At 60.6% G+C, this 25,535-nt stretch carries 21 protein-coding genes, 1 tRNA gene and 4 pseudogenes; 11 read left to right on the top strand and 15 right to left on the bottom strand.

Features of this window, described 5'->3' with window-relative positions:
• Positions 1-70 precede the first annotated feature (70 nt).
• The 3 genes from ACMGGN_RS00295 to ACMGGN_RS00285 all read left to right on the top strand — a co-directional run bounded on the left by ACMGGN_RS00295 (position 71) and on the right by ACMGGN_RS00285 (position 6,470).
• Positions 71-3,901 carry a GGDEF and EAL domain-containing protein gene (locus ACMGGN_RS00295; RefSeq protein WP_119687791.1) on the top strand — a complete coding sequence of 1,277 codons (3,831 nt, stop codon included), beginning with the start codon at positions 71-73 and terminating at the stop codon, positions 3,899-3,901.
• 195 nt (positions 3,902-4,096) lie between these two features.
• On the top strand, positions 4,097-5,350 hold the full coding sequence (glyA, locus tag ACMGGN_RS00290) for a serine hydroxymethyltransferase (protein WP_012316314.1): 1,254 nt from the start codon (positions 4,097-4,099) through the stop codon (positions 5,348-5,350).
• A 163-nt stretch (positions 5,351-5,513) separates the two neighbouring features.
• On the top strand, positions 5,514-6,470 hold the full coding sequence (locus ACMGGN_RS00285) for an arsenic resistance protein (RefSeq protein ID WP_414156369.1): 957 nt from the start codon (positions 5,514-5,516) through the stop codon (positions 6,468-6,470).
• Positions 6,471-6,605: 135 nt separating this feature from the next.
• On the opposite strand, the gene ACMGGN_RS00280 is transcribed toward ACMGGN_RS00285, so the two are convergent.
• The 4 genes and pseudogenes from ACMGGN_RS00280 to ACMGGN_RS00265 form a co-directional block, all read right to left on the bottom strand.
• On the bottom strand, positions 6,606-6,848 hold the full coding sequence (locus ACMGGN_RS00280) for a hypothetical protein (protein ID WP_115273837.1): 243 nt from the start codon (positions 6,846-6,848) through the stop codon (positions 6,606-6,608).
• Positions 6,849-7,336: 488 nt separating this feature from the next.
• A pseudogene (locus tag ACMGGN_RS00275) lies at positions 7,337-7,555 on the bottom strand (XRE family transcriptional regulator); the annotation flags it as partial.
• Between the two features lie 36 nt (positions 7,556-7,591).
• Positions 7,592-7,789 (bottom strand): annotated as a pseudogene (locus tag ACMGGN_RS00270) (helix-turn-helix domain-containing protein); the annotation flags it as partial.
• 25 nt (positions 7,790-7,814) lie between these two features.
• Positions 7,815-8,321 (bottom strand): MarR family winged helix-turn-helix transcriptional regulator, encoded by a 507-nt coding sequence (locus tag ACMGGN_RS00265; RefSeq protein WP_012316321.1) that lies wholly within the window; start codon positions 8,319-8,321, stop codon positions 7,815-7,817.
• A 125-nt stretch (positions 8,322-8,446) separates the two neighbouring features.
• Here ACMGGN_RS00265 and ACMGGN_RS00260 point away from each other — a divergent pair, with 125 nt between their 5' ends.
• The gene (locus ACMGGN_RS00260) at positions 8,447-9,259 is read left to right on the top strand and encodes an alpha/beta fold hydrolase (RefSeq protein ID WP_279933664.1); all 813 of its coding nucleotides are present in this window, start codon (positions 8,447-8,449) and stop codon (positions 9,257-9,259) included.
• The gene (locus tag ACMGGN_RS00255) at positions 9,252-10,424 is read left to right on the top strand and encodes an MFS transporter (RefSeq protein ID WP_414156368.1); all 1,173 of its coding nucleotides are present in this window, start codon (positions 9,252-9,254) and stop codon (positions 10,422-10,424) included. The genes ACMGGN_RS00260 and ACMGGN_RS00255 overlap by 8 nt, the downstream gene beginning before the upstream one ends.
• Before the next feature lie 154 nt (positions 10,425-10,578).
• Here ACMGGN_RS00255 and ACMGGN_RS00250 read toward each other — a convergent pair whose 3' ends face one another.
• The 5 genes and pseudogenes from ACMGGN_RS00250 to tnpB form a co-directional block, all read right to left on the bottom strand.
• Positions 10,579-10,800, bottom strand: coding sequence for a hypothetical protein (locus ACMGGN_RS00250; protein WP_012316324.1), 222 nt, complete (start codon positions 10,798-10,800; stop codon positions 10,579-10,581).
• 871 nt (positions 10,801-11,671) lie between these two features.
• Positions 11,672-12,142, bottom strand: coding sequence for a helix-turn-helix domain-containing protein (locus tag ACMGGN_RS00245; protein ID WP_414156367.1), 471 nt, complete (start codon positions 12,140-12,142; stop codon positions 11,672-11,674).
• Positions 12,139-13,314 (bottom strand): annotated as a pseudogene (locus tag ACMGGN_RS00240) (type II toxin-antitoxin system HipA family toxin); the annotation flags it as partial. The pseudogene ACMGGN_RS00240 and the gene ACMGGN_RS00245, both read right to left, overlap by 4 nt.
• 49 nt (positions 13,315-13,363) lie before the next feature.
• Entirely contained in the window at positions 13,364-14,944 is a 1,581-nt protein-coding gene (tnpC, locus tag ACMGGN_RS00235; RefSeq protein WP_414156366.1) for an IS66 family transposase, read from the bottom strand.
• A gap of 18 nt (positions 14,945-14,962) precedes the next feature.
• Entirely contained in the window at positions 14,963-15,322 is a 360-nt protein-coding gene (gene tnpB, locus ACMGGN_RS00230; RefSeq protein ID WP_033697337.1) for an IS66 family insertion sequence element accessory protein TnpB, read from the bottom strand.
• Between the two features lie 77 nt (positions 15,323-15,399).
• Here tnpB and istB point away from each other — a divergent pair.
• Positions 15,400-16,056: pseudogene (gene istB / locus ACMGGN_RS00225) on the top strand (IS21-like element ISPsy14 family helper ATPase IstB); the annotation flags it as partial.
• Positions 16,057-16,501: 445 nt separating this feature from the next.
• Here istB and ACMGGN_RS00220 read toward each other — a convergent pair.
• The 4 genes from ACMGGN_RS00220 to ACMGGN_RS00205 form a co-directional block, all read right to left on the bottom strand.
• Positions 16,502-17,683 carry a hypothetical protein gene (locus tag ACMGGN_RS00220; RefSeq protein WP_414156365.1) on the bottom strand — a complete coding sequence of 394 codons (1,182 nt, stop codon included), beginning with the start codon at positions 17,681-17,683 and terminating at the stop codon, positions 16,502-16,504.
• A gap of 118 nt (positions 17,684-17,801) precedes the next feature.
• On the bottom strand, positions 17,802-18,014 hold the full coding sequence (locus tag ACMGGN_RS00215; protein WP_414156364.1) for a hypothetical protein: 213 nt from the start codon (positions 18,012-18,014) through the stop codon (positions 17,802-17,804).
• Positions 18,015-18,401: 387 nt separating this feature from the next.
• Positions 18,402-18,713 carry a hypothetical protein gene (locus tag ACMGGN_RS00210; RefSeq protein ID WP_414156363.1) on the bottom strand — a complete coding sequence of 104 codons (312 nt, stop codon included), beginning with the start codon at positions 18,711-18,713 and terminating at the stop codon, positions 18,402-18,404.
• 122 nt (positions 18,714-18,835) lie between these two features.
• Entirely contained in the window at positions 18,836-20,287 is a 1,452-nt protein-coding gene (locus ACMGGN_RS00205; protein WP_414156362.1) for an HNH endonuclease, read from the bottom strand.
• A gap of 179 nt (positions 20,288-20,466) precedes the next feature.
• Between ACMGGN_RS00205 and ACMGGN_RS00200 the strand changes: the two genes are divergently transcribed.
• Entirely contained in the window at positions 20,467-21,663 is a 1,197-nt protein-coding gene (locus ACMGGN_RS00200; protein WP_414156361.1) for an IS256 family transposase, read from the top strand.
• Positions 21,664-21,802: 139 nt separating this feature from the next.
• Here the strand turns inward: ACMGGN_RS00200 and ACMGGN_RS00195 are convergent.
• A tRNA-Thr gene (locus ACMGGN_RS00195) sits at positions 21,803-21,878 on the bottom strand.
• A gap of 70 nt (positions 21,879-21,948) precedes the next feature.
• Positions 21,949-22,359 carry a pilin gene (locus ACMGGN_RS00190; RefSeq protein WP_414156360.1) on the bottom strand — a complete coding sequence of 137 codons (411 nt, stop codon included), beginning with the start codon at positions 22,357-22,359 and terminating at the stop codon, positions 21,949-21,951.
• Positions 22,360-22,574: 215 nt separating this feature from the next.
• Here ACMGGN_RS00190 and ACMGGN_RS00185 point away from each other — a divergent pair, with 215 nt between their 5' ends.
• Genes ACMGGN_RS00185 through yacG form a run of 4 tightly spaced genes read left to right on the top strand, consistent with a single transcriptional unit; the run spans position 22,575 to position 25,472 of the window.
• The gene (locus ACMGGN_RS00185) at positions 22,575-23,783 is read left to right on the top strand and encodes a type II secretion system F family protein (RefSeq protein ID WP_414156359.1); all 1,209 of its coding nucleotides are present in this window, start codon (positions 22,575-22,577) and stop codon (positions 23,781-23,783) included.
• 2 nt (positions 23,784-23,785) lie between these two features.
• Positions 23,786-24,652 (top strand): prepilin peptidase, encoded by an 867-nt coding sequence (locus ACMGGN_RS00180; protein ID WP_414156358.1) that lies wholly within the window; start codon positions 23,786-23,788, stop codon positions 24,650-24,652.
• Complete coding sequence (gene coaE / locus ACMGGN_RS00175) at positions 24,652-25,275, top strand: dephospho-CoA kinase (protein ID WP_012316340.1); 624 nt, start codon at positions 24,652-24,654, stop codon at positions 25,273-25,275. The genes ACMGGN_RS00180 and coaE overlap by 1 nt, the downstream gene beginning before the upstream one ends.
• The gene (gene yacG, locus ACMGGN_RS00170; RefSeq protein WP_012316341.1) at positions 25,272-25,472 is read left to right on the top strand and encodes a DNA gyrase inhibitor YacG; all 201 of its coding nucleotides are present in this window, start codon (positions 25,272-25,274) and stop codon (positions 25,470-25,472) included. Before coaE ends, yacG begins: the two co-directional genes overlap by 4 nt.
• The last annotated feature ends 63 nt before the right edge of the window (positions 25,473-25,535 follow it).

Genomic DNA, 25,535 nt, shown 5'->3' with positions numbered 1-25,535 from the left:
TCGCCCAGGCACCGGCATACACCGTGCATATCAATCCCTGCCGTCGCCAGCCCAATAGCAGGACCAAGGTTTGACCAATCTCAATCATCCGTCCTCGCCGCGCACTGTCACGCCGGCCCCAGCCGCTCCGGTGCGCGGCTCGGTCAAAGGTGCGCTGGCCCTGCTGGCTTTGCTGCTGCTGGGTTTGCTGCTTTGGCAACTGTTCTCGCAGTTCCGCCACACCCAGGCCGAGCAGCGCCAGCAGCACCTGGACGCAAGCGTCGAACTGGCAGACCACTTGGGCCTGAACATGGCGCTCAAGGCCCAGCAGGCGCTGAATGTGGTGCAGCCGTATGTCAAAGCGCCTTCGCCTGCCGCCTTGCCCAGCCTGCTCGACACGCTGCGCGAGCGCCTGCCAAACCTGCGCGACCTGGCCTGGCTGGACCACAGTGGGCGGCTACAGAGCGACAGCCTGGCCGGCAGCCCCGACCGCCCGCTGATTGACGAGCTGTTCGGCTTGAACCAGGGCCGGCCTTACTTCTTCGCCAACTCGGCGGACAACCGCACCGTCTACCTGCTGTTGCGCCAGGCCACCGAGCAGGGTCGCGGCTACTGGCTGCTGCGCCTGTCCAACGATTTTTACCGCACCCTGACCCAGCACCTGGACGGCCCCGGGCACCCCCTGTGGCTGCTGGAGAACAGCCGCAGCGGCGAGGTGCTGGAACGCCACGCCCCAGCGCAGACCAGCGACCAGCCGCTGCAAAGCGTGATGCTGGTCTTCATCGACAACAGTGTCTGGCAGCTGCGGGGCCTGTTCGATGCCGGCCTTGCCCAGCAGAAACTGTTGCCGGCACTGCTGGGCAAGTGCCTGCTGGCGCTGTTCTGTGCCCTGCTGCCGGTACTGGCGCTGATCAACATGCGCCGCCGCCAGCGCGCCCTGCAGGAGGACCGCCGGCGCTATCAGGAAATCTTCGAGGGCACCGGCGTAGCCCTGTGCGTGCTCGACCTCTCCAGCCTGCCCGGCCAGCTTGACCGCTACCACCTGCGCAACCTCGCCGCGCTCAAGCAGAGCCTGGCACTCGACTCCAGCCTGCGCCGCTCGCTGCTGCTGGAGCTGAAGATCACCGAAATCAACCAAGTGGCGCGCCAGTTGCTCAACGTCGACTGCCACGCAGGCGCCTGGCAACGGCTGATCGACGGCAGCGGCGACGGCCGTGACAGCGTCGGCATGCAACTGATCGATGCGCTGATCGAGCAGCGCCCGCTGCTGGAACTGGAAGTGCGCCTGCCCGCCCCCCTGGGCGGTGAGCTGCACCTGTGGCTGATGGCGCGGCTGCCGGAACAGCGCCGCGACTACCAGGCGGTGATCCTGAGCATCAGCGACATCACCAGCCGCAAGCAGGTGGAGCTGTCGCTGCTGGAGCGCGAAAGCTTCTGGTCGGACGTGGTGCGTACCGTGCCCGACCAGTTGTACGTGCAGGACGTGCTCAGCCAGCGGATGATCTTCAGCAACCGCCACCTCGGCCAGACCCTGGGCTACGACCGCACCGAGCTTGCGCAGATGGGCGACCGCTTCTGGGAGCTGCTGCTGCACCCCGAGGATGCGGCGCACTACCAGGCCCTGCGCCAGCAGCAACGCGCCAACGGCCACGGCCAGTCACTGCATTGCCAGCTGCGCTTCCGCCACCGCGACGGCGGCTGGCGCTGCTACGACATCCGTGAGCAAGTGCTGACCCGCGACAGCGATGGCCAGGTTACCCGCATCATCGGTGTGGGCAAGGACGTCACCGTGCAGATCGAGGCCAGCCAGTCGCTACGCGACAGCGAGCAGCGCTACCGCATGCTCGCCGAAAGCATCAGCGACGTGATCTTCTCCACCGACAGCAAGCTGCAGCTCAACTACGTCAGCCCCTCGGTGCAGGCAGTGCTGGGCTACAACACCGACTGGATCTTCGAAAACGGCTGGCAGTCGATTGTCGCCAACCCGTCCCAGCTCACCGGCATCTACAGCCTGATGGAACGGGTCAGCAAGGCCATGGGCGACCGGGAACAGCTGGCACAACTGCGCCAGCACCTGCCCAACCAGCTGTTTTTGTTCGACTGCCTGCGCGCCGATGGCCGCAAGATCCCTATCGAGCTGCGCCTGGTGCTGGTGTGGGACGACCGCGAGCGCTTCGAGGGTGTGCTGGGCGTGGGCCGCGACATCAGCCAGCAACGCCGTGCGGAAAAAGACCTGCGCATGGCCGCCACGGTCTTCGAACACTCAACCTCGGCCATCCTCATCACCGACCCGGCCGGCTACATCGTGCAGGCCAACGAAGCGTTCAGCCGGGTCAGCGGGTATTCGGTCAGCGATGTGCTCGACCAGCTGCCAAGCATGCTGACGGTCGACGACCAGCAGGAGGGCCACCTGCGCTACGTACTCAAACAGCTGCACCTGCGCGGCAGCTGGGAAGGCGAAGTGTGGCTCAAGCGCCGCAGTGGCGAGCACTACCCAGCCTGGGTCGGTATAACCGCGGTGCTCGATGACGAGGGCGACCTGGCCAGCTATGTGTGTTTCTTCACTGACATCAGCGAGCGCAAGGCCAGCGAACAGCGCATTCATCGCCTGGCCTACTACGATGCCCTGACCCACCTGCCCAACCGCACGCTGTTCCAGGACCGCCTGCACACCGCCCTGCAACAAGCTGAGCGGCAAAAGTCGTGGGTGGTACTGATGTTCCTCGACCTAGACCGTTTCAAGCCGATCAACGACTCCCTGGGCCACGCCGCGGGCGATCGCATGCTCAAGGACATGGCCCTGCGCCTGCTGGCCTGTGTCGACGATGACGACACCGTGGCGCGCATGGGCGGTGATGAGTTCACCCTGCTGCTGCAATCGCGCGCCACCCGCGAAATGGCACTCAACCGCGCCATCCATGTGGCCGAGAACATCCTCGCCAGCCTGGTGCGGCCGTTCGTGCTCGAAGGCCGCGAGTTCTTCGTCACCGCCAGTATCGGCATCGCCCTCAGCCCGCAGGACGGCGGCGAACTGAGCCAACTGATGAAGAACGCCGACACCGCCATGTACCACGCCAAGGAGCGCGGCAAGAACAACTTCCAGTTCTACCAGGCCGAGATGAACGCCAGCGCCCTGGAGCGCCTGGAGCTGGAAAGCGACCTGCGCCATGCCCTGGAGCAGAACGAATTCATCCTCTACTACCAGCCGCAGTTCAGCGGCGACGGCAAGCGCCTGACCGGTGCCGAGGCGCTGCTGCGCTGGCGCCACCCCACGCGCGGCCTGGTGCCGCCGGGCGACTTCATCCCGGTGATCGAGGAGCTGGGGCTGGTGGTGGATGTCGGCGACTGGGTGCTGCGCGAGGCCAGCCGCCAGCTCAAGGCCTGGCACAAGGCCAAGGTGCGCGTGCCGAAGGTGTCAGTGAACATCTCGGCCCGGCAGTTCTCTGACGGCCAGCTGGGCAAGCGCATCGCCACCGTCCTCGAAGAAACCGGCCTGCCGCCTGCGTGCCTGGAGCTGGAGCTGACCGAAAGCATCCTGATGCGCGATGTGAACGAAGCGATGCAGATACTCGACAGCCTGAAGGTGCTGGGCCTGAGCATTGCGGTGGACGACTTCGGCACCGGCTACTCGTCGCTCAACTACCTCAAGCAGTTCCCCATCGACGTGCTGAAGATCGACCGCACCTTCGTCGACGGCCTGCCCGAGGGCGAGCAGGACGCGCAGATTGCCCGGGCGATCATCGCCATGGCGCACAGCCTGAACCTGGCGGTGATCGCCGAGGGCGTCGAAACCCACGAGCAGCTGGAGTTCCTGCGTGAGCATGGCTGTGACGAGGTGCAAGGCTACCTGTTCGGGCGGCCGATGCCGGCCAGCCAGTTCGAGGCGCAGTTCAGCAACGAGACGCTGTTCATGTTCCAGTGATCCGGTGCCCGCTGGCGCGGCCCTGGCCTGCTGAAAGCGGACTTCAAAGTCAACTCCCGCCCCCATCCAGCCCAGGCAGGGCGCGGGATGCAACATGAAAGCCATTGGTCCGCGACTTGATGCCACTTCATATGCCAGGCGCGAATCAATCGGTTAGAATGCCCCCCCAATTCAGCCCGATCCTTGAGGACCGTTATGTTCAGCCGTGATTTGACCATTGCCAAGTACGACGCCGAGCTCTTCGAAGCCATGCAGCAAGAAGCTCTGCGCCAGGAAGAGCATATCGAGCTGATCGCTTCGGAAAACTACACCAGCCCAGCCGTCATGGAAGCCCAGGGTTCGGTCCTGACCAACAAGTACGCCGAAGGCTACCCGGGCAAGCGTTACTACGGTGGTTGCGAGTACGTCGACGTGGTCGAGCAACTGGCCATCGACCGCGCCAAGGAGCTGTTCGGCGCCGACTACGCCAACGTTCAGCCGCACGCCGGCTCCCAGGCCAACGCCGCTGTCTACCTGGCCCTGCTGTCGGCCGGTGACACCATCCTGGGCATGAGCCTGGCCCACGGTGGCCACCTGACCCACGGTGCTTCGGTAAGCTCCTCGGGCAAGCTGTACAACGCCATCCAGTACGGCATCGATGCCAACGGCCTGATCGACTACGACGAAGTCGAGCGCCTGGCCGTCGAGCACAAGCCGAAAATGATCGTTGCCGGCTTCTCGGCCTATTCGCAGGTCCTGGACTTCCCGCGCTTCCGCGCCATCGCCGACAAAGTAGGTGCCTACCTGTTCGTCGACATGGCCCACGTTGCCGGCCTGGTTGCCGCTGGCGTGTACCCGAACCCGGTGCCGTTCGCCGACGTGGTCACCACCACCACTCACAAGACCCTGCGCGGCCCGCGTGGCGGCCTGATCCTGGCCCGTGCCAACGCCGACATCGAGAAGAAGCTGAACTCCGCCGTCTTCCCGGGCGCCCAGGGCGGCCCGCTGGAGCACGTCATCGCGGCCAAGGCCATCTGCTTCAAGGAAGCCCTGCAGCCTGAGTTCAAGGCTTACCAGCAGCAGGTGGTGAAGAACGCCCAGGCCATGGCCAGCGTGTTCATCGAGCGTGGTTTCGACGTCGTTTCCGGCGGCACCCAGAACCACCTGTTCCTGCTGTCGCTGATCAAGCAGGAAATCTCCGGTAAGGATGCTGACGCCGCCCTGGGCAAAGCCTTCATCACCGTCAACAAGAACTCGGTACCTAACGACCCACGTTCGCCGTTCGTGACCTCGGGCCTGCGTTTCGGCACCCCGGCCGTCACCACCCGCGGCTTCAAAGAAGCCGAGTGTAAAGAACTGGCCGGCTGGATCTGCGACATCCTCGCCGACCTGAACAACGACGCCGTCATCGACGCCGTACGTGAAAAGGTCAAGGCCATCTGCAAGAAGCTGCCGGTGTACGGCAACTGATTGGCGATAGCCTGATGTGAAAAGCCCGGCCCTTGTGCCGGGCTTTTTCATGCCTGCGGGCAAGCCTTGCCATTGCAAGCCACAACAAGCGGGCGACCACAATTGCGGCGCAGCGTATTACCCTGTGCACCCTCATGCCCACCGCGAACGCCAGGACGCCGCCTTGACCAGAGAGCAACTCGAAACCCATCAGATTGCGTTGTATTTCGCCGCCGTGCTCGCCGCCGCTGCCTTCGGCCTGCTGGCCACCGACACCGCGCGCCACCTGGAAGCACTGGTCACCCCCGCCATCGCCGTACTGATGTACGCGATGTTCCTGCAAATCCCCTTCCTCGACCTGCGCCAAAGCCTGGGCAACCGCCGCTTCATGGCCGCGCTGCTGCTGGCCAACTTCATCTTCGTCCCGTTACTGGTGTGGGCCGCCACCCGAGGCTTGGTCGAGCACCCGGCCATCCTCATCGGCGCCCTGATGGTGCTGCTGACGCCCTGCATCGACTACGTGGTGGTGTTCACCCACATCGGCACAGGCGACTCGCGCCTTACCCTCGCCGCCACCCCCGTGCTGTTGCTGGTGCAACTGGTGCTGTTGCCGGTGTACCTGGCGCTGATGCTGGGTGACAGCAGCGAAGTGGCGATTTCCATCACGCCATTCATGGAGGCGTTCGTGCTGCTGATTGTGCTGCCGCTGATCCTGGCGGTGCTCACCTCGGCCGGAGCACGCCGGTCACGTAGCGTTTCTGTGTGGAATGAGGCCTGGGCGTGGATGCCGGTGCCGGCGATGGCACTGGTGCTGGTGGCAGTGATCGGCTCGCAGATTGCCGTTGTAGTGCGCGATTTCGACCGCCTGCTGCCGGTGATCCCGGTGTACATCGGCTTCATGCTGCTGGCCCCGGTGCTCGGGTTTGCCTCGGCGCGGCTGTTCCAGTTGCCGGTGGAAGAAGTACGCTCGGTGACCTTCAGCGCCGCGACACGCAACTCCCTGGTGGTGTTGCCCCTGGCGCTGGCGCTGCCGGAGGACATACGTGGGCTGGCGGCTGCGGCGGTGATCACCCAGACGATGGTGGAGTTGGTCAGTGAGTTGATTTACGTGCGAGTGGTACCAGCACTAATTCGAGCCTGATACCCGCAACCCCTGTAGGAGCGGCCTTGTGTCGCGAAAGGGCTGCAAAGCAGCCCCAAAATCCCACAGGCAAATTACTGAACTGCTAACCGCCCTGGTTAACGGTTCAGTAACTTGCCGTTTATACAACCTACCTCACCGACTTCCCTCCCCCGCCTCGCCAGCTTCGCCCTGCAAAAGGCTCGTTTTCGCACACTGCTCACTGGCCAACTGGCTGATGATCCGTATCGCCTGGTGGATACCTGCGGTGTTCCGGAAGCTCAAGTGAGGGTTGTGTTCACACTCGAGCATCTCGTCATGCTGCACCAGGGCCTCGCCGAGCAGTTCGAGGGTCCAGGCGTAGCTCTGGATTGTGGACAAGCGTTCTTGGTCAGTCATGGGGCACCTGCTTGGGTGCGCTGTGCGGACGTGATGGGTCGTAGATGGGGTAGAACCGGTGGGGTTCGGGAGCCGGCGAAGGGCGACGGCGGCGGAGAACGAATGCGAGGATCAGTAACGGATTTCGGGTGGTCATGCATGAGTTCCTTTCGTTGTGGAACTGCCACCGCTCGCGGCCAAGCAAGTTAAGGTGGCAGCAGTACGCGGGTTGGCCGACCGGGACGAAAGGAGCCCGGCACACCCGAAGGTGTCCCGCGCACCACCGCCAAAACACGACATCGCGGGCACAAAAAAAGCGCCTGCGATGAAGACTGAGCGCTGATGCGCCTTTCGAATCCGACCGGCCAAGGTCGCATCACCGATGCTTTGGCGACTGAGGCAATTTATCCCCATGCCACCGCTTTCGCAAGTGCCTTCGGCCAGCAGTACGTCAGGCTGCCCCGCTTATAGCTACGCAAACGTGACCCGATTTGCATCCCACATCAATCTTACTTTTCCTGACTGCTTTTCCGTGCCCGTGGCGATGCCGGCCTCGACACTGCCTTCTTCGCTTTGGCTGCCGCAGGGCTTTACCCTCGCTTGGGTCCGGCCACCACGTAGGAGCTGGCCAGCGGCACGGCCACAGCGATTGGCGCACCAGCCTTCAACTGGCCGACATTGTTGCCGACGACCGTTGCGATGGGCTTGTCTTTGGCAGTCATCACCATACGCAGGTAGGGCGCGATTTTCTCGGCCTTGGTGGTGGGCAGCAGCACGCCCTGGGAAGAAGCGAACAGCGTGTCATCGAAGCAGCCGCGCAGGCGCTTGAGGCAATAACTGACGGTGGGCTGGCTGACGCTCATCAACTCGGCGGTGCGCTTGGCGCTGCGCAACTCGAGCAGGTTGAGAAACACCACGATGTCCTGCAGATCCAACTGCTTGAGGTAGTTGCTGTGCAGCATGAAAATTCCTCCTGAATTTTCCAGTTCATTGGCTGGGCGCCCCTTCGCCAGGCAGACACGCGAGCATCTGCTTCAACAGCTGCGCAAACCCTGCGCGCTGCTTCGCACTCAAAGGGGCCAGTACCAGCTCCTGAATCTCAGTATGTGTAAGCAGAGCCTTCTCAATCAACACCTTACCTGCCGCGGTCAGTGCAACCTGGTAGCTGCGCTTGTCGTGATCGTCGGCAATACGTTCGACCATGCCGGCGCTTTCCAGCCGGGCCAGCCGGTTGGTCATCGCCCCGGATGTGATCAGCAGCGAGCGGTAAAGCTCGGTTGGCGTCAGGCGGTACGGCGCCCCTGCCCTTCGCAGCGTCGCCAGCACATCGAACTCGCCTTCCTTGAAGCCGTACTGTGCCAGCGCTTCGGCACGCATGCGCTCCAGATGCTTCTGGATGCGCGCCATGCGCCCGAAAATCTCCATGGATGTGACGTCCACCGAGGGCATCGCCTGCGCCCACTGCGCGACGACGAAATCCACATGATCGTTCATAGCTCCCCTTCACCGGGCAATTGATCAATTGTTAACCCGCGCAAACTCCTGAACTCCGACGCCTTTAAACTATCTTAACGTTAAGTTATCTTGCTGACGATACGACTGAAGGATCAGGAGAACACATGGCATTTTTCATACACGGACCGCATCGGCACTACTACTACGACTCAGGCGCTGGCAGCCCGGTGCTGCTGCTGCATGGCCTGGGCAACAGCGGGCGCGCCTGGGCGCCCCAGGCCAGTGCACTGCTCAGCCTGGGCCACCGCGTTATCGTATCCGACCTGCTGGGCCACGGCGCGTCCAGCGAAGCGCCCGAAGGTATCACGGCCCATGCCCAGGCACTGGAAATGCTGGCACTGCTCGACCACCTGGGGCTGGAAAGTACCCACCTGATCGGCCTCTCCCTGGGCGGCATGGTGGCGCTCGAAATGGCCTGCCATGCACCTGAGGCCGTACAGCAACTGGTGGTCGCCGGCACATTCGCCAGCATGAACAGCACGTACCGCCAGGGGCTGCTGAACGACTGGGCCGCAAACCTTGCGCAAGCGGACGGCTGCCTGAAGCGGTTCAAGGCCACATGGCCGGCGTTGGTTGGCGCTGATTATGCCGCCTCGGCCGAAGGCCAATGCCTTTACCAGGCCTGGCACGCCCAGGCCGCTCAACTGTCAGCGCAAAGCCAGATCCGCTGGTGCAATGGCATGAAGCGCTACGACCTGAGCGATCAATTGCCAGCAATCCAAGCGGCAACCCTGGTGCTCGCCGCCGAAGGCGACCTCATCAGCCCACGCTCGGAAGCCGAAGACATCACCCAACGTATCGACCATGCCCGCCAGATCACCCTCCCGGGTGACGGCCACGTATTCAACATTCCGTACGCCCAGGCCTTCAACCAGGCGATATGCACCTTCCTGCAGGAGCCACTTCAACATGCGTGATCTGCCAAGCAAAGCGTGCATCGGCCTACTGGCCATGCTGATCGGCTTGAACTTACGCCCCATCATAGCGGCCATCGGCCCCTTGCTCGGCACCCTGCAACAAGACCTGGGCCTGAGCAACGCCCAAGGCGGCCTGCTGACCACCCTGCCAGTGATGATGATGGGGTTGTTCGCGCTGTCCGGCCCCTGGCTGCTGCGCCTGGTAGGTGAAGTGCGAGGTGTGGCGATGGGTATCACGCTGATCGTCATCAGCTGCGCCGCACGGGCCTATATCACGTCCGGCACGGCGCTGATCGCAACAGCCGCGTTGGGCGGGGTCGGCATTGCGGTTATCCAGGCTTTGATGCCCGCGTTCATCAAGCGCAGCCACCCGCAAAGCGCCGGCATGCTGATGGGGCTGTTCACCACCGGCATCATGGGCGGCGCCGCGCTGGCCGCTGCCTTTGCGGCGCCGGGTGCCAGCACCTTCGGCTGGCAACTGACGTTGGGGGTTGCAGCCTTGCCGGCGCTGGTCGGCTTGATCGCCTGGTTGCTTGCCGCCGGCAGCGACCCCGGTAGCCACAGCGATGCCACCTTGCCGTACCGCAGCGGGCGAGCCTGGTTGCTGTTGTTGTTCTTCGGCATTGGCACGGGTGCCTACACCCTGGTACTGGCCTGGTTGCCGCCGTTCTATGTTGAATTGGGCTGGACGGCCACCCAGGCGGGTTACCTGCTTGGCGCCCTCACCGTCACCGAGGTCATCGCCGGCCTACTGGTTTCAGCCCTCATTCAGCGCTACCCAGACCGCAGACAGCCGCTGACCGTGGTGATACTGCTGTTGCTTGCCGGCCTGGCCTGCCTGATGCTCGCCCCCGTGCAGCTCGCGGTGGTGGCCACCCTGTGCCTGGGGCTTGGCATCGGCGCATTGTTCCCGCTGTCGCTCATCGTCACCCTCGACCACACCCACTCGCCAACCGAAGCCGGCGCCTTGCTGGCGTTCGTGCAGGGCGGTGGCTACCTGATCGCAGCGACCATGCCACTGATTGCCGGCATCGTCCGTGACCAGCTCAGTTCGTTGCACTGGGCCTGGGGGATAATGGCCATCGGTGCGGTGTTGTTGCTGGGGTTGAGCACGCTGTTGCGACCGAAGGCCGTGCAGTTGCCAGGTGCGGCGCACGAAGCGTGAGCGGGTGAGGTTTTAATCGAAGGGCACGCTGTGTGGGCGGGCCTCCGGTCAGAACCGGAGGCCGCGTTCGCGGTTCAAGGCAGGGACGGTTTACAGGCTAAAACGCGTGATCAGGTGGTACCTGAACGTGCCCTGTAACCGGATGTGCCCCTCCTTAGCAGGCTTCGCCCTTCAACAGGCTCACTTTCGCGCACTGCTCACTGGCCAACTGGCTGATGATCCGTATCGCCTGGTGGATACCTGCGGTGTTCCGGAAGCTCAAGTGAGGGTTGTGTTCACACTCGAGCATCTCGTCATGCTGCACCAGGGCTTCGCCGAGCAGTTCGAGGGTCCAGGCGTAGCTCTGGATTGTGGACAAGCGTTCCTGGTCAGTCATGGGGCACCTGCTTGGGTGCGTTGTGCGGACGGGATGGGTCGTAGATGGGGTAGAACCGGTGGGGTTCGGGAGCCGGCGAAGGGCGACGGCGGCGGAGAACGGATGCGAGGATCCTGGATAGACTTACGGTGAGCATGCATGAGGTCCTTTTCGTTTGGAGCACCACGCTGACCGTCGCCAAACGGTTAGGGTGGCAGCTGTACGCAGGTTGGCGAACCGAGGAAAAGGAACCCGGCAGACCCGAGGGTCTCCCACGCACAGCCGCCATTACACGAGACAGCGGACGCAAAAAAAGCGCCTGCAATCGTGATCGGGGCGCCGTTGCGCCTTTTCATACGGGTCGCCAAACCCGGTCGCACAATTGGTTGCGACCCGATGAATTTATCCCTCCAGGCCAGCTTCCGCAAGGTTCAGTGTGGTCCGAAAGTGCATCATGAGCCGTAGGAGTTGTCACGACAGCACGCCATAGCGCGCAGTGGCGCGACAATCATGCTGAACTGTCACGTTCGCCCGTAAGGATCAGGCTTGGGATTGTTACCCAGCAGCCTAATCGCTACTTCCGGCAGGATTGGGGGGTGGCAGCTTTGTATGGGGTAGGAATACCGGGGAACTTGGAAACCCGGCCAAGCCGAAGCCTGCCCACACACAGCCGCCATTACACGAGACACGCCAAAACCGAAAACACAGATAACCGCTATCTAGAGGACCTTGCAACGTTCTGCGGAAAAACTCAACCCCCGATTACCCATGGTTACCGTTACAAGTATGAAGCCGTCGTGGTTTGGAACTACTGCGAGCAACCAGACTTAATGCCGCAACCGATCAGTTAGAGGCAAATGGGATGAGACTTTATTTGCATCCCACATCAATCTCACTTTTCCTGACTGCTTTTCCGTGCCCGTGGCGATGCCGGGCTCGACACTGCCTTCTTCGCTTTGGCTGCCACCGGGCTTTTCCCTCGCTTGGGTCCGGCCACCACGTAGGAACTGGCCAGCGGCGCGGCCACAGCGATTGGCCCACCGGCCTTCAACTGGCCGACATTGTTGCCGACGACCGTTGCGATGGGCTTGTCTTTGGCAGTCATCACCATACCCATCCGCACGCCAAAGAGACGCAGCACGGCCTCCAAAGTGCTGAGCTTCGGATTCGACTTCCCGCTTTCCAGTTCGTACAGGCTTTTCGTGGACATCCTGCACATGGCCGCGAAGGTCTCTTGGTCAAGCCCGGTGACTTCCAGCCGCAGACGGCGGATGGATGTGCCGATTGGATCGAGCCCAGCCGCGTTGCGCTTGACGATATCCTCTACGAGCTGAGCACGCTCTTCAGGCTGTAGTTTTTTCATCGCAGTCCCCACTCCACGAGTCGCTTATCCAGGTTATTCACCGGTAGAGAGGCTGCATTGCGCATCGATTCAGGAACATCGGTCAGCAGATCGGGCAACGCCCTGAATTCCTCAGCCGCATTCATCAACCGTTGCAGCAGAACATCGGGATCAGTGTAACCAACGAGCTCAGCGCAGTTGTCGCTCCAATTGGAAGACCCCTTGCGCTCCGCCGCCCACTTCGTCGTCCGTGTGATGCCCTCTTCATCCAGGATCATTGGCGCAAGGTCATAGATTGGCGCCAAACGAAACCTCCCACCCACACGCATGATGGAGGTGTTGCGGCCGTGGTTATCGGTGTTCCCTAGAATGCGGTTCAGCAGATCGCGCCGCACGTACTCGAACACCAGGTCGTCCACCTCATCCTGCTGGCCGTTATCGATCCATAGACCTACCAGTCGGTGAACCACTTCGGCATGCGCCATCGGATGCGCGTAGCCGGTAATGCCGCAGATCGAGTACACCGACTCCAGCGGTATCCGCTCCACCCCGCCATCCACTACTCGGCGATCAAACCGTGGCATCCAGAGGCTTGGCTTCACTGCCTCTTCAAGCGCCAAACCATCAGTGGGAACCGTATCAAGGCCCAGGGCAGCAACCGCCTTGTAGTAATGAAACTCTGTTCGCAGGATGTCTTTGTCGCGCTCGCCGCCTCGATTACGCGCAAACTTGATCAGCCAGTGACGGCACGCCTGGTCATCGGGGAGCATCGCATCAGCATACAGAGCACCGTCGTGGGCTTGGGTCATGACCAGCTTGGGGGCTTGCCCGTTGGCACCGGTAGCACCGCCCAACGCCGCGCCGCTTTCATAGGCGTACTCAAGAAATTCGTTCGTCCTGTTCACGACCTCAGCATGCGCGAAAGCCTCGTTCCGATCCGGCTGAAGGCCTTCCACCGACTCCTTGATGCGCAGATGCCCAATAGGGGCCGACGTGAAGCGCTCCAGAAGGTACAGCCCCATTTCCACGCCTTCGGGCTTAAGACGCCCGTAGCGGGATTCAAGAGAGTCCTTGGCAGCACCAGAGGGAATGATGTCGTAGAGGAATGCTGGATACCCTGTGACGTCATGATGGTCCCAGTTCAACGGAAGGTTAACGCTTAGGGCCAGTTCGCAACGATCTTCCATGCGATCAAAGGAGTGCGATCCATGAACCCCTCCTATCACATGATGGGGCAGCAGGTTACCGTGGCATCTCTGGCGAGCAGTTCCACGGCAGAAGAGCTTCGTAGTCGGCCACCGACGATGCATACGGCAGGTGCTCAAGTACGTGGCGCAGCCACGTATAGGGCTCCTGGCCGTTGACCTTGGCGGTCTCAACCAAGCTGTAGATCTTTGCGCTGGCACTGGCGCCGTTCACGGTGTCGCTGAACAGCCAAGCCTTGCGCCCGATGACAAATGGCTTGATCGCACGCTCCGCAAGGTTGTTGTCGATCGGCAAATGGCCGGCCTCGACATAGCGTTCCAACCGACTCCAGTTGTTAGCCAGATAGTGCACGGCCTTGCCCAGCACACTTTGCGGTGTGACCTGGGAGTACGTCTTGTCCAGCCAGCTTTTCAATTGGCCGAGGATCGGCAGGCTTCGTTCCTGGCGACCGATGAACCGCTGCTCATCGCTGACATCCTTGAGTTCACGCTCGATGCCATACAGCTTGTTGATCATCGCCAGCGCCACATCGGCACGTCCCGTCTTGCCTTTGGGCTGCATCTTTTGCGCCTCGACAAACTTGCGGCGTGCATGAACCATGCACGCCAACCGTTCGACACCGGGCTGTAATGCCAACGCGTTGTAACCGGCGTAATCATCGGTCATGACATAACCGCGATAGCCCTCCAGCAGGCGCAACGGTATCTCCTGCGCACGGCTGGTGGTGTAGTCGAACAACACGACTTGTCGATCAGGTGGCCCGCTGGCCTGCACCCACATCCAGGACTGGCTGGTCGGGTCGCGATCCGGTTCCTTGAGCACCTGCACCCGCGTTTCATCGCAGTGAATCACCGGGCTTTCCAACAACCGCTCACGCATCAGATTCAGCAGCGGCTGGAAGTGTTCGCTGCACTGGATTACCCAGCGGGCCAAGGTTTGCCGGGGGATTTCGATGCCATGCCGGGACAGTACGCTTTCAAAACGGTGTAGCGGCAGACCATCGACATACTTGGTGGTCAGCAGCATGGCCAGCACGCTGGGGCTGGCCATGCTCTTTTCGATCAACTGGGCTGGCTTGTCAGCGGTAACCGGCGCGGTTTCGCAGCCCCGGCACCCGTAAACCTTGCGCACGTGTTTGAGTACGCGGATCTGCATCGGCACGATGTCGAGCTGCTCGCTGGTTTCCTCGCCAATGACATGCTTGCGGCAACCACAGGCGCAGGTCAGTTCGTGCTCGGGCAGGTCGTGGATGACTTCGACCCGAGGCAGATCGGCCGACAGTGGTTTGCGTTTGCCGCGACGTTTGGCAGGCGCAACGACTTCTTCGTCGGCATCGTCAACCACCGCCAGTAGCGGGTCGCTTTCGGGTTCGTTGAACATCGCCAGTTGCGGCGTGTTGGGATCGACAGTTTGCTCAGACTTACGGCCAAAGAAACGGTCACGCCATAACTTGATCTGCTCTTTCAGGTCGTCGATGTGTGTCGTATAAGCCTCCTTGACCTCCTGCTCGCGCACACGGGCAGCCGATTGCTCACACGCACGAGCAGCGTAACTCTCAAGCAGCATTTGCTTGAGCAGAACAGGGTCATCCGGGAGGTTGTCGGGCACTGAAATCATGGCCCGGATTATACCGGGTCAGGCGACGAAACGGGGCGTCAGAACCTGATGCGGACGGTTGCGCCAGAGGTCGAAACCGTCGAGTAGCCAGTTCAGTTCTTGGACGGTCAGGACAATCGCTTCGTCGCTGGCGTCGGGGGAGGTTTTGAAACGTTCGGCTTCGAGGCGTTTGAGCCAAAGGCAGAAGCCGTTGCGCTCCCAGTACAACACCTTGATGCGATTGCGAGCTTTATTGAGGAAAACGAACAGTACGGGGTCGAACACGGCGACCTTGATATCCAACTCGACCAGCGCGGTGAGGCCGTCGATGGATTTTCGGAAGTCTACGGGCTTGGGATAGAGGTACACCTTTTCGACTTTGCTGTCGGGTCGCATCATGGCGGGCGGACTCCAGAAAGAAATCGGGAGCGCAGCATCGGGCATCAGGTGGACGCTTGGAATGTGGGGATGATGGATCCCTTACCGACGAGCGCTTGGGCCTGATGGTCGACCGCGAGCTGACCGAGCGCGAAGATGCACGCCTGACGACTCGCCTCAAAGCCGCACGACTGCGCCATAACGCCTGCCTGGAAGACATCGATTACCGCAGCCCTCGTGGCCTGGACAAGGCCCTGATCCTGCAACTGGGCAGCGGCCAGTGGCTGCGCGATGGCCTGAACCTGATCATCGGCGGGCCGACGGGCGTAGGCAAAACTTGGCTCGCCTGCGCGATGGCCCACAAGGCCTGCCGCGATGGCTACAGCGTGCGATACCTGCGTCTGCCGCGCTTGATGGAGGAGTTGGGCCTGGCTCATGGCGACGGCCGCTTCGCCAAACTGATGGCCGGCTATGCCAAGACCGACCTGCTGATCTTGGACGACTGGGGCCTGGCACCGTTTACCGCCGCGCAACGGCGCGACATGCTTGAGCTGCTGGACGACCGCTACGGCAATCGCTGGACGCTGGTTACCAGCCAAATGCCGGTGGACAAATGGCATGCGCTGATCGGCGATCCGACCTTGGGCGATGCGATCCTCGACCGGCTGGTGCACAACGCTTATCGAATCGAACTGAAGGGCGAATCGATGCGCAGGCGCGCAACGAAATTGACGACGGCTGGGACTTCAGACTAACAATGCAAACCTGCGTCGCTGCGCTCCGACTGCCTGTCCAAGTGAGCGTGGAATGAGCGTCCAAATGATCGTGGGCTGGGTGTCCAAGTGTAGTGGAATCCGCACGAATGGCTTCGCTACAACGTCACCTCACTCGGAAACAAGCATTGGAGGTGGTTTCGCAAGAACTGAGCCACTTCCGCCCTGAGATTACCGAGGTCTATCTGCGTTGAGCGTCACCATCGATCCAATCCTGATTCAAAGCAGCCTTCTCTTCGTTTTAGGGGCTATTCGGATTATGGTGTGGAAGCTGGAACTCCCTGTAAATCAAAACCCAGATAATCGTGTCTAATACAGCAGCCGTTTTCCTACCCATACCCAAGCTTTTTAGCAGTGAAGTAGCCTGTCGTTTTTTCCGTGATCAGACGCTAGCGTCGGTCGGGAGAGCGGCAGCCGCTAAAGCGATTTAGCGTCCCAGCAGCTTCAGCCGACTTGCTGTTTTCATGTCCACAGGCACCGCTTCAACGACGCCCTGATCTACAGTAGGGCTAATCATGAGCGCGTATGTCTTCGCTTGCTCCCGTCCTTTCTGTAATTGTTCCGGTGTACAAATAAATACTGGCAAATCCCCCGACCAGTTACCTACGCCTTCGAGCTCCGCATCCACATGAATGGACAGATATTGCTCGGTAAGCTCAAAGGTCGGTGTGCTAACGCTATTAACGCGATTGACCCAGGCAAGCGGTGCCATTTGCTTATTATCAGATCTGGATTTCCGGGGGACAAACGACAGGCGGATGATCTCCTTCATAATTAATCTGCTAAGCCACGCGGAGTCTGAATACCTTTCGTGATAATCAGAGATAAAGCTGCCGTTATGAAGGTCTGCAAACCAAGTGCCGTGAGCCACGCCCAGGACGTTGCTAAAGAGCGACTCCACCGCATTCATGCCATCAAGCATCCTACCGGTGTGGCTGCACATGGTTTTGGTTTTCATGGCATCGCGGCGGTCTGTAGCCGCTTGGATTAGTACGGTGACCTCGTGCCCGAATTCTGTTCGCTCGATCAAAGGTGGCTGAGAAAGCTGCCCGCCATAGCCCAGTTCGTTTGAAAGTACATACCTGTCCTCATCTGGCCATTTGCTGAAATCTACGCTCAGTGCCCACAGCTCCCGGATAGTACCTTCTAGGAAGTGAGAAATTCGGAACCGGCATCCGTCCGGACCGAATCGTAATACTGCACCCAGCGCTATCAGACTGGGGCCGATAGCGATGATGTCCTCGCAACCCACATCACCTTGTCCCTGAAGGCGCTTTGATGCCTCGTGGCTGAGCTTCAGCTCATGCAGGTATTGAGCTGTAAATCGGGCTTCGTCCCTGTCGATGAGTACGCTGCAATTGGCGCACAGCCAAATCCCATTATCGATTGATCCACGTTGCTCAGGACTCATCGAATGGTCGTAACGGCGAGCGCCAGGGCCAGGTGCAGCTGCTGCGATGTGAGCTGCAACGCCGATCATCGTCACCGCATTTGAGGCTTCGTCGCTGGGCCCTACTGTCGGTTCCTTGCACAAGGAGCATTGATAACACGCCCGTAGGGCAAGGTCGCTCTTGGTCCGTTTTGAAAAATCGTCACGGTTGGTTTTCATCTGTGGAATATAACCCTGGTAGAGCCCATCGGTAGCAGAGTATCCGGAGTCCGAAAGCCGCCCCCTAGCACTGACAAAGCCCGCTCAAGGGCGGGTCAGTGATCGGAGGCTCTTTCCCTCACTCGTCCTCGCCTTCGAGCTCATCTAATCTCCGATGGTTTTGCTCATGCTCATCCCATTTGAATTCTTCGATTTGGATGAGAACAATCTCGTCATCGGTCTTGCCGTACCAGACGCCACCTTCCGATGTTTTATCGTCATAGGTAGGGTCGAACTCTGCTTCCCACTCATCGACCAAAGGCGTGAGTGTCCGATTTTCGCTATCTGTCATACCGTTTTCCCCTGCTCGATCCTGGTCGCGAAAACCGCGCCTCTCTGCTGCTGCTGCCCAGCTCGATGGCTGGGCTTCGGGTTTACCTGGACGTTTTCCTGCCTAGATCGGCGATTCGGTTTTCCCGCAACGCGTACAAGTATTCGTCACAAAATCACGGTCGTGATGCGGAATTCGGGAGGTTTCAACCATGTTGTGCCCAAAAAAGCACCGAAACCGCTTCCACAGACTCACCTTTTCTTTTCCGTACATGATCGCTCCTTTGTTATGGGGGACGTGAAATCGCCCCCTTCTACTGCATCGGCCCAGCGCATGGCTGGGCCTGGGCGTATCTGGGCGTTTTCCTATGGTCTGACGCCGTTGATCCAACCCAGCCCAGTGGATGATTCACCACGGCGCTATACCAGCAGCAACGAAGAAGCTCTGCAGCTTTGCCAGCCCTTCCGTCATCAGGTGTGCATCATCGTCGCTTACGGCTTTAGAACGACAATCTTCTAGGTTCAAACTCCTGACCAATCGGGCCAAAGCGTAGGCTTCGGCTCGCTCAAATTCCGCATATACCGTCTCCCCGGTTCGTGGATTGTCGGCAGTTATGATCAGATCTGGGCTATTGCTCATGTGGCTTCCTCTGCTTTGTCCTGGAGACCAGGATTTTCCGTGCAAATCAGGCTCGATCAGATTCAGCTGCTGGTTGAGCATCCGACGCCCCAAGGATCGCGCTCAAGTAGCAGGTAACGTCGTTCAACGGTTCCAGCTTCTGGGTAGTGACGTAAAGACTGGATCCCTTCATGCTTTTTCCATCCCACGGAACAGAAACAGCATCATGTTGCCACTTTTAATCCCGCGACGATCCTCTGAAACTCAAAACGCAGTTTCAGGGCGTCACTTGAATAATGGGCCCGCCGGTGGTCCCCTGCACACAGCGCTATCATGCTCGCCGGATCATCCAAGCCACCCTCTGACAACGGGATGATGTGGTGAGTCTCCAGGTACTGCCTGCCATTGGCCTTCAGAAACCCAGCCTCCCCGCAGTATTCGCAATGCCCGCGGGATCGGATCAGCACCTGTCTACGGTACTCGGGGTTACGAGCAACATAATTGACCTGCTTGTTGAGTCGTTCCTGTCCCGCCTCGACAAATTGATCGTCTATGCCAATCCCATAACTTTCGGCCGTGAGAGTCGGCAGTACGATGTATTCTGATGTCCGCTGCTCAGAATTCGCGGACGATTCGGTATCAAGGTTTGCCAGACCGTCGCCGACAGCGCCCGTGCCACGGACCAGTAGAAAATCAAAGGTTTTCAAGTCAAAGGTGCTCAGATGCCAAGGCTCCAGATCCAGCTCTCTAGCTTTGGGGGTATCTGAGGAGGTAGCCCCGCCATCCTCACGATCAACGATCGCCACACGGATGTCAGCTCTACGGCCAAAACAGTCAATCAGTAGCGAGTTGACTGCCCTCGCTTGCTCCGACCAACGCTGGCCTCGACGATAGAGAGCTTGAGCCTCGACCTTAAAATTGCCACGCAACTGCCGATAATTCTCACCGAGTCGCGCGTAGTGCAACGCATCCTCGTTGAAATTGCCGGCGCAGACGATTTTATCATCGCGAACTCTCATTTTTGAGTACCACAGGTTTAGAACCACGATACCGCTTGCAGAGTCGCGATATGACCATTCGCTATTCTGGTTTCTGTTCTCAGCTGGCCGGTCGAATGGTTTTCCATCGGCAAGAACGCCCCAGTGAATGAGGTCAAATCCGCAGCCAATCAGCACGTCATAGACTCGCTGTTTTGTGCGAGGACGTAGGGAATTCAGTAGCTCGGGCACTGATCTGGCGTGCAGCGCTCGTGGAGGTTCATGCGTCAGTTTTGTGCACACTTGCAGGCACAGATTGCAGATGCGCTCGATCGTGGTTGAGTCAATTTTCACTTGCCACGCAGAAAAGCGTGAGCTTGATCCTGGGCGATTGACCACACGCGGCATTTCTTCATCGTCAAACACCGCACACAGTTCAGCTCGAACATCCTCCCTCTCCTGCCAGAAGGAAATGGGAAAGGACAGGACAGCACTTGGCTCACAACGAAATGCCAGCACGTCTTCCGAGCTGCTACCTTCAAGCTGCGTACGCCGAAAGAGAAGCGTAGAGGTGTTCGACTTGCCCAATGGATATAAGCCAGCGGCAGTGAGGATGGCAAAAATCTTCACAAATTCAGCTCCCAAAGCGGAGGCTGAAAACGCGTCAACGACTAGTGCTGTGATTGCATCGCTCTTCACGGCTTCTTTTTACCTTTCCATGAGATTTAAAGTGCAGCTAGGCTGTGCATCGGATCGTGTCCCGGGAAGTGATGTAACTGAACCAGCCGAAGGCGCCCTACGGGCGAAAGAGGATGGTCATCGTGGTTCTTGGCTAACGTTGAGTTTGCGAAGACCAAACACTCACCAGAGAAACCACGATGACCAAGCCCACTATCGCATTGACCGAGTTGGTTGAGAAAGGGGCAGACGCTGATCTGCTCAAGCAAATGATCCAGTTCGTTGCCCAGCGCATGATGGAGTTCGATGTCGAAGGCCTGTGCGGCGCGGGCTTCGATGTCAAAAGCCCAGACCGGACAAGTAGCCGTAATGGCTACCGTGATCGCCTTTGGCAAACCCGCGCCGGCGACGTTGACCTGAAGATCCCGAAGCTGCGCCAAGGCAGCTACTTTCCTGGCTTCCTCGAACCCCGACGTACCGCCGAGAAGGCCATGGCGGCGGTGATCCAGGAAGCCTACATCCAAGGCGTTTCAACGCGTTCGGTGGACGAGCTGGTCAAGGCCATGGGCATGACCGGTATCTCCAAAAGCCAGGTTTCACGGCTAGCTGGTGAGATCGATGAGCGCGTTCACGCTTTCCTTGATCGCCCGCTTGAAGGCGACTGGCCCTATCTCTGGATCGATGCCACCTACGTCAAGGTGCGGGAGGCCGGGCGCATCGTCTCGGTCGCCGTAATAATCGCCGTGGCCGTGAACACCGACGGTGGCCGCGAAGTCCTGGGCATGCGGGTTGGGCCGTCAGAGGCTGAGCCGTTCTGGACAGACTTCCTGCGCAGCCTCATGCGACGTGGTTTGCGGGGCGTGAAACTGGTCATCTCCGACGCCCACGAAGGGCTCAAGGCGGCTGTTTCCAAGGTATTCAACGCGACCTGGCAGCGCTGCCGTGTGCATTTCATGCGCAATGCCATGGCCCACGTCGGCAAAGGTCAGCGCACCATGGTAGCGGCGCTGCTGCGCACGGTCTTCGCCCAGGACAGCCGTGCCGAATGCCATCAGCAATGGCGGTTGGTCGCCGATCAACTGCGCGAAAAGTACCCGAAGATCGCGACGCTCATGGACGGCTGCGAGGATGAAGTGCTGGCTCACATGGCGTTTCCCAAGGCGCACCGGCAGCAGTTACACAGCACCAACCCGCTTGAACGGCTCAACGCTGAAATCAAACGCCGCACCGATGTCGTGGGGATTTTCCACAACGATCCGGCCATCACACGGCTGGTAGGCGCGATGCTGCTGGAGCAGAACGACGAGTGGTGCCTGCAAAGACGTTACATGCAGTTGGAGGCCTTCGAAGCGGTCAGCGATAATCCACAAGCCAAGCTGTCAGCTGTGATCAACTAAACGGCGAACTCAATGGCCAGAGCCATGATGAGTTACACCACTTCCTGGGACACGATCACCGCATGAAACAGAAAGCCCGCACTAGGCGGGCTTCTGAGGGGCTTCATGCGAGTGCTTGGCACTGCATGAACCTATTGACTGGTGCCGGAGACAGGAATCGAACCTGCGACCTTCGCGTTACGAGTGCGCTGCTCTACCGACTGAGCTACACCGGCGTGTAGCGCAACGTACCACTGCCGCAGCCGTTACGCAAACGCCTGTTTCCGCTGACTTATTCCCCTGCCCTCAGGCCCCTTTGCAGCCACTGGGCGCCAGGTCTTCCTCGATGTTGGTGGTGCAGCGCCAGCCGGTAGCCGAGCGCGTCAGGGTGAGGGCCTTGCCCGCCACATTGGCCGGCGCGTCCACCAGGGTGCAGACAATGCTCCCGTTGCCGTCGGCAGCCTTGCCGGCAGCGGTGATCGCGCAATGTGCAGTCGCGGGCTGGCCGCCCAGTGCAGCTACATCGGCCACATCCTTCCCTTCATTCAAGCGCAGGTCCATCGCTGTCTTCAGCGCGCTGATCTCCAGCAAACCGGCAGCCGCCTTGGTGCGTGACTGGTGGTTGGTGTACATCGGGATGGCGATGGTCGCCAGGATGCCGATGATCGCGACGACGATCATCAGTTCGATCAGGGTGATACCGCGTTGCCCTTTCATGAACGGTTTCCTTTTTGATACGCGTGTTCGTTGAGGTCAGGCTCGACCCCGGCTGGCAGCGGCGCAGTAGACCTGAACAGACACCTTTTGTCACCCCTGCCGGCCGGGGCGTCACCTTCGCTGAACTACTCTAGTGAGCATCGCCAATGCGCGCCCCTTCATGGACACGACAAGCTGTTTCCAGGCTTGTCACACGGGCAGAAAAGGACCTTTGCATGAACCATTCAACACAGCTCTATGCCTGGCAGGGCATCGATGCCAATGGCGCAGAAGTGCGCGGGCAGATGGCTGGGCGCAGCCCGGCCTATGTGCGGGCCGGGCTGCAGCGCCAGGGCATTCGCGTGGCTAGTTTGCGCCCCGCAGGCGGGCTGGTATGGCGCTGGCCTGCACGTAGGGTAAAGAGCGACCCTGCGGGTTTCAGCCGGCAGTTGGCAACGTTGCTGAGGGCGGGTGTACCGCTGCTGCAGGCCTTCCAGGTGATGGGCCGCAGTGGGTGCAGCGCGGCGCAGGCGGCGTTGCTGGAACGTTTGAAACAGGATGTGGCGGCGGGGTTGGGGCTGGCGGATGCGTTGCAGCGCCACCCGCAGTGGTTCGACGGGCTGTACTGCAACCTGGTACGCGTGGGCGAGCAATCCGGGACCCTCGACCGGCAGCTTGAGCAACTGGCGGGCATGCTGGAGCAGCGCCAGGCACTGCTCAAACGGGTGCGCAAGGCGATGCTGTATCCGCTGCTGCTGTTGCTCACCGGCCTGGGCGTGTCGGCGGTGCTGTTGCTGGAAGTGATTCCGCGCTTTGAAAGTCTGTTTGCCGGCTTTGATGCTGCGTTGCCGGCGTTCACGCAATGGGTCATCGGCTTGTCCACAGGGCTGGGCCGCCATGGGCCGCTGCTGTTGATAACCCTGCTTGTGGTGGCTTTGGGTATGCGCCAGCTGTATCGGCAGCATGCGCCAGCACGCCTGTGGATATCTTGCCAGGTACTGCGCCTGCCGGTGTTCGGTCGGCTGCTGGGGCAAGCGGCGCTCGCCCGTTTTGCACGCAGCCTGGCTACGGCGTATGCCGCTGGGGTACCGCTGCTGGATGGGCTGGGCACCGTGGCCAGGGCCTGTGGGGGCGAGCTGCACGAGCGGGCCATTTTGCGGCTGCGCCAGGGCATGGCCAATGGGCAAGGGCTGCATCAGGCGATGGCGGCTGAGCCGTTGTTCCCGCCGCTGCTGGTGCAGCTGACGGCCATCGGTGAATCAAGCGGCACCCTGGACCAGATGCTGGAAAAAGCCGCCAGCCTTTACGAGGAACAGGTCAGCCAGGCGCTGGACCAGTTGACCAGCCTGCTGGAGCCAGCCATCGTGCTGGTTCTGGGCCTGCTGGTCGGTGGCCTGGTGGTGGCGATGTACCTGCCGATCTTCCAGTTGGGTAGTTTGATCTGAACATGACTTTATGGACTTTACTGGCCGAACAGCCGGCGTACTTCTTCACCCTTGCGACAGTGCTTGGCCTGTTGGTCGGCAGCTTCATCAATGTGGTGGCGTATCGGCTGCCGATCATGCTGGAGCGCCAATGGCAGCGTGAAGCGCAGGAGGCGCTGGGGCTGCCGACCGATGAGCATGAGCGCTTCGACCTGTGCCTGCCCGCTTCACGTTGCCCGCACTGTGGGCATGCGATCCGTGCCTGGGAAAATATTCCGGTGCTCAGTTACCTGGCCTTGCGCGGGCGCTGCTCTGCGTGCAAACAGCCTATCGGCTCACGGTACCCGCTGGTGGAGCTGGCCTGCGCCTTGCTGTCGCTGACGGTGGCCTGGCATTCCGGTGCCGGGATGGAGACACTGGCCTTGCTGGCCTTTACCTGGAGCCTGCTGGCGCTGAGCCTTATCGACCACGACAAGCAGATACTGCCGGATGTGCTGGTGCTGCCAACGCTGTGGCTGGGGCTGATCGTCAATGTTTTCGATACCGTGGTGCCATTGTCCGACGCCATCTGGGGCGCGGTGGCTGGTTATCTCAGCCTGTGGACAGTGTATTGGCTGTTCAAGCTGATCACCGGCAAAGAAGGCATGGGCTACGGCGACTTCAAGCTGCTGGCGCTGATCGGGGCCTGGGGCGGCTGGCAGGTAGTGCCGCTGACCTTGATGCTGTCGTCGCTGGTCGGGGCGGTGGTGGGGTTGTGCATGTTGCGCCTGCGCAGCCATTCGATGGGTACGGCGATACCTTTTGGCCCTTATCTGGCCATTGCGGGGTGGATTGCCGTGCTCTGGGGTGATGAAATATACGCCTCATACCTGCAACTGCTTGGATTCTGATGACCACTGCGCCGTTCACCCCCTGGATTCTCGGCCTCACCGGCGGCATTGGCAGCGGCAAAAGCGCCGCCGCCGAGCGCTTCGTCGAGCTTGGTGTGCACCTGGTCGATGCCGACCAGGCCGCGCGTTGGGTCGTGGAGCCCGGCCGCCCGGCCCTGGCCAGCATTGTCGAGCGCTTTGGCCCGGGCGTGCTGCTGGAGGACGGCCAGCTTGATCGCACAGCGTTGCGCCAGTTGATCTTCGCTGACCCGGCCCAGCGCAAATGGCTTGAACAGCTGCTGCACCCACTGATCGGGCAGGAGATATTCAGCTACCTGGCCAAGGCTGAGTCGCCGTATGCGGTGTATGTGTCGCCGCTGCTGATCGAGTCTGGCCAGTACCAGAAAACCCAGCGTGTGCTGGTGATCGATGCACCGCAAGCGCTGCAGGTAGCGCGCACCTTGCAGCGGGACAACACCAGCCCCGAGCAGGTGCAAGCCATCCTCAAGGCTCAGTTGGCCCGCGAAGAGCGCTTGCGCCATGCCGATGATGTGGTGGTCAACGACAGTGACCTTGCCGCGCTGCATGCGCAGATCGACCATCTGCACCACTTTTACCTGACTTTACGAGGAGGCCAGCCATGAGCCAGCCATTGACCGTCGATTGCCCTACCTGTGGCGCACCTGTGGAATGGGACGCGAAGAACGCGTTCCGGCCGTTCTGCTCTGACCGTTGCAAGTTGATCGACCTGGGCGCCTGGGCGGCTGAGGAGCACAAGATTGCGGGGTCGCAAGAGTCCGAGGATGAGTTGTATTCGGGGGACCTGGAGCCACGGCACTAAGGCGCTGCGCCGGGACCTGTAGGCGCGGCCTTGTGTCGCGAAAGGGCTGCGCAGCGGCCCTCG

Origin of the sequence: Pseudomonas sp. BNK-30, assembly GCF_047456185.1 — a bacterium.
Lineage (GTDB): Bacteria > Pseudomonadota > Gammaproteobacteria > Pseudomonadales > Pseudomonadaceae > Aquipseudomonas > Aquipseudomonas putida_E.
This window is presented reverse-complemented; position numbering and strand designations above follow the sequence as displayed.